The sequence below is a fragment of the Brevundimonas sp. genome (assembly GCF_032017145.1).
Classification (GTDB): Bacteria; Pseudomonadota; Alphaproteobacteria; order Caulobacterales; family Caulobacteraceae; genus Brevundimonas.
In genome coordinates this window covers 1-3,776 of sequence record NZ_DALZQC010000174.1, presented here as the reverse complement: position 1 = coordinate 3,776, position 3,776 = coordinate 1, and the positions used below count along the sequence as shown (strand labels likewise).

The following is a 3,776-nucleotide window of genomic DNA, read 5'->3' as shown; positions in this document are numbered from 1 at the left end:
CCGAGGCCGAACGCAGAGCGGCTTAACCCCGTCCACTTTCTCGGGGGAAGATCAGAGCACCTCCGATCCCTTGAGCACAAGTTCCGAGCTCTCATTCCAGCTAGGGCCAGCCGGAAGCTAGAGCCCGATGAAGATGCACTGCTGGAAGCTCTGGGACACGCGGCAAGACCAGGACCCAGACCTGGAGGCAGAGCGGAGGTCAACCACGCGATATCGACGGCGCTGAAGGGGCCCTGCCTGCTGAGGATCCACTACAAGAAGCGAGGGGCGACCGAGGCCAAAGAGCGTGTCGTGGCGCCTCAGGGACTGCTTCTAGGAGTCCGGCGCTATCTCATTGCGCGAGACATCGCGAAGCCAAGCGGCAATCTGCGCCACTATCGCGTCGATGACATAGAGACGGCACAGGTGCTCAATGAGAGCTTTGCGGTCGAAAGCGGGTTCAACATCCGAGCCTACGCGGAAAGGGCATTCGGATCCTACGTCGACGACGATGAGCATGGCGAAGTGGTCTGGCGTTTCGCGCCGAGGGCCGCCGATGCTGCGCGCCACTATGTATTCCACCCCACTCAGACACTCACCGACGAGACCGACGGGTCGCTGACAGTTCGCTTCAGCGCATCAGGTCATATCGAGATGTGCTGGCATCTTTATGCGTGGGGCGATGCTGTTGAGTTTATCTCACCGGAGCCGTTGCGAGCCTTGGTCGCCGGCTATCAGCGATCGGACTTCCCGGCACTCCCTTAAGATCGAACCGCGCCGACCAGCAAACGGTGCTGCCGGTCGGCGCGTCGAGACCTAGCAATCGTCGAGATCGTCGAGATTGTTCTTGGTCGAACCGTCGCGCTGGGTGCGCAGGTATTTCCCGGTCGATCCGTTGACCACCTTGATGATGGTCTTTTGACCATCTTTCCAGTGGACGTAGTACTCGTGAACCTTGTCCTCGATGTCGCGGATGGCATCCGCCTTCAGCCGAGGCGACCAGGTCTCGCCCGAGTTGCAGAGCTTGGTGATATCACCGTCTTTGTCCTTGCCGGACCGGATCACGTAACGCGTTGCCATTGGGGCATTTCCTTGTGTGGTTAGTTGATGAACACAAGGTGGCGCCTGGACCGGACATTTCCTGTCGTACTGCGACACATGAAGGAGCGGACTGGTAAAAGTGCGTCGATCTGAGAGCGCACGTCGGCCGACCGCTCTCGACCGCTCAGTGCATTTTTCCCGATCTACACCGAGCCGCTGGAGCAGTCCCTACGCGTAAGAAGCGGTTCCGCAAGCCACATCGCCGAGATGACGCTTCGCAACTCGGCAGACGTCTGATTCAGCGGTGTCAGCGACTCTCTCTATAGCTCACTCGAAACAATCCATGTCGCAAAGCCGCCATTCGACGACGCGTGTTGGAAAGGAAGCCGGTGAGTCTACCTCTGATCATCGTTCCCGACTGCAATGTGCTGATCCACGGCCGATCGCTGCACGATCTTCCGTGGGAAGATTTTGGCGTCGAGAGTATTGAAATCCGCCTAGTTGGCCAGGTGGTGACTGAGCTCGACGCCCTGAAGAACCGCGCTGGCCGGCCGAGCCGCATCGCCAGGGATTTGAGCACCCAACTGCGAACTCTGCTGAGCGTCAACGACCGCAGCGACGTCATTCGGGAGGCGGGTCCACGGGTTACCCGGATGCTTTGGCTCGGCAGGCAGGAAGCTAAGGTTCCCGTGCGCGAGGGACTGGACCTCACGCATGGCGACCAAGCGATCATCAATCAGGTCCTCGCGATGGTCGACTGCGGCCGGGACGCCCTTCTGCTCACGGATGACGTGTTGGCGGCCGCGCTCGCCGGAGAGTTCGGCGCGCCGTTCAAGCTGCTTCCTGAAGACTGGCGGCGACCTGCCGAACAGGATGAGGCGCAAAAGGAGATCGCGCGGCTTAAGTCGGAGAACGGCCGCCTCACGGCAGCCGAGCCCAAATTCGATGGATGGTTTGGCGATGATGAAGGCGCCCGGATAGACCGTGTCGAGGCGACATTAGAGTCCTTCGAAGCACTTTCCGTCGAAGCTGTGGTCGACCTCATGGCCCGGATCGAGCGCGCAGCCCCGATGGCGAACCTGACCCGTCCGGTTGAGACAGGCGAACGAAAGCCGTTCGACCTGGCTGAACTCGGCGCACTTCATAAGCGGCCCGCCGGATCGCTGACGGCCCACCAAATCGAAACTTACGAGCAGGATTATGCGGCCTGGCTCAAAGGAGTTCGTAGTCAGCTTGAGCGTCTCCACCTGATCCGGGCGCAGCGCCAGGAATGGCCAAGTCTCACCTTCGTCGCCGAGAATAACGGCGTGCGCCCAGCGCAACACACGCTCGTCGAGCTAGACGTGAAGGGAGATTTTTATATCGCCGCGCCCGAGCGGCTGAACGAGAAGGAACTGGAAGAAAATGATAAGAAGCGTCGCCTTGAGCGACATCTCGCCCTCCCCCCACGTGTACCCATGCCGATGCGCTGGGACCGCATCATGTCGGCCGCCCGAGGGTCTTCCCACATAAGGGACATAAGCACGCTCCCCCCGCCGATCAGCCTGTCTAAGCCCCGCGAAGCCGACGCCTTCTATTGGAGGAAGGGTCGGATGGGACCGACGACAGCCATGCAACTCGAATGCGAGAGCTGGCGCCACAAGCGCGAGCCGGAAGCCTTCGCTTTTATTCTCGGAGGCCGAGACGGACAGCCCCTTCGCGGCGTCATCACCGCTACGGTCAGCGCGGGCAATGTCGCCGCGCCCTTTGTCCTTCGGCTCCCGGTGCGCTTAGCCTTTGAAGCTCACTGTCTCGATAGCGACGCAGAAGCGATGGTGACAGAGTTCGAGCGTGCGATGGCGCGGATGGCGCGCACTCCGCCCCGTGGGCCGAACTGAGCAGCCACAGGATCCGATCTCTTCGTCGGTATGGGTTGTAGGCTCGCCTCAACCCTTAATCAAAGCACCTCGCCCCAGGGGATGTGACCGGATGCGACGAGCTGGAGTGCACGTGCTTCCTTACGTTCGACCTGAGCGATCAGGTGGTTGAGACCAGTGAGATAATGTTGGATCTTCTGGTTGACGCGTGGATCCGTAGCTTCGTCAAATGCGGATTGGAACGTCGTCCGGATCGTCCGATGACGGGCTAGCGTGCGCCGAACAGTGAAGAGCCAATCCTCGGCGTCGAACGGAAATTGGCGCACAACTGTGCGGAACGGCTTATCCATCAGCGCCTTGAACGGATAGACGGCGGTGTATTCGCCGTCGGTCGTCGTTACACGGCCGACCATGGTTCGGACGCATTCGTCCGTCTCGTCGCGAACATAGGCGACGACAGCGTCGTCGAGTTCGATGAAGGGCGTGCCGACCTCGGCCTCGTCGAGTCGTAGGGCGCGGGTGGCCTTCTCGCCGTTCACAGCCTGCTGATAGGCGACTCCGATTATCTGATCAGGGGTGTGGTAGACCTGACCGCGTTTAATCGCGCCGCGACATTGAACCCCGAGCTGGATCAGTCTCAGCGCCACGCCGAAACAATGCGTGGTCAAGTTCGCAATGCCTGCCGGTGACACCTCGGCGCTGATGATGACGCAGTCGGAGACCTGGGTGACAACAAAATCAAGCGACGCGTCGACATGCGCGGAGTTCGGACAGGTGGTAGGGCCCGATTGCACGAACTTACCCGTATCGGCGGCCGACCCTAGAGCCGCAGTTAGCTCGAGGATTGATCTTCCCCCGTAAAAGTGGACGGGGTTAAGCCGCTTTGCGCTCGGCCTCAGC

At 60.6% G+C, this 3,776-nt stretch carries 4 protein-coding genes; 2 read left to right on the top strand and 2 right to left on the bottom strand.

What is annotated here, in order from left to right:
- On the top strand, window positions 1-744 hold a 744-nt coding region (locus RTU05_RS17340; protein ID WP_312599557.1), incomplete at its 5' end, for a WYL domain-containing protein.
- Window positions 745-795: 51 nt separating this feature from the next.
- On the opposite strand, the gene RTU05_RS17335 is transcribed toward RTU05_RS17340, so the two are convergent.
- Complete coding sequence (locus RTU05_RS17335; RefSeq protein WP_312599556.1) at window positions 796-1,059, bottom strand: DUF3892 domain-containing protein; 264 nt, start codon at window positions 1,057-1,059, stop codon at window positions 796-798.
- Between the two features lie 350 nt (window positions 1,060-1,409).
- Here RTU05_RS17335 and RTU05_RS17330 point away from each other — a divergent pair, with 350 nt between their 5' ends.
- Window positions 1,410-2,897: a PIN domain-containing protein gene (locus tag RTU05_RS17330; RefSeq protein WP_312599555.1), complete on the top strand. Its 1,488-nt coding sequence runs from the start codon at window positions 1,410-1,412 to the stop codon at window positions 2,895-2,897.
- Between the two features lie 59 nt (window positions 2,898-2,956).
- Here the strand turns inward: RTU05_RS17330 and RTU05_RS17325 are convergent.
- A partial coding sequence (locus RTU05_RS17325; RefSeq protein WP_312599554.1) for a hypothetical protein occupies window positions 2,957-3,776 on the bottom strand: 820 nt, incomplete at its 5' end.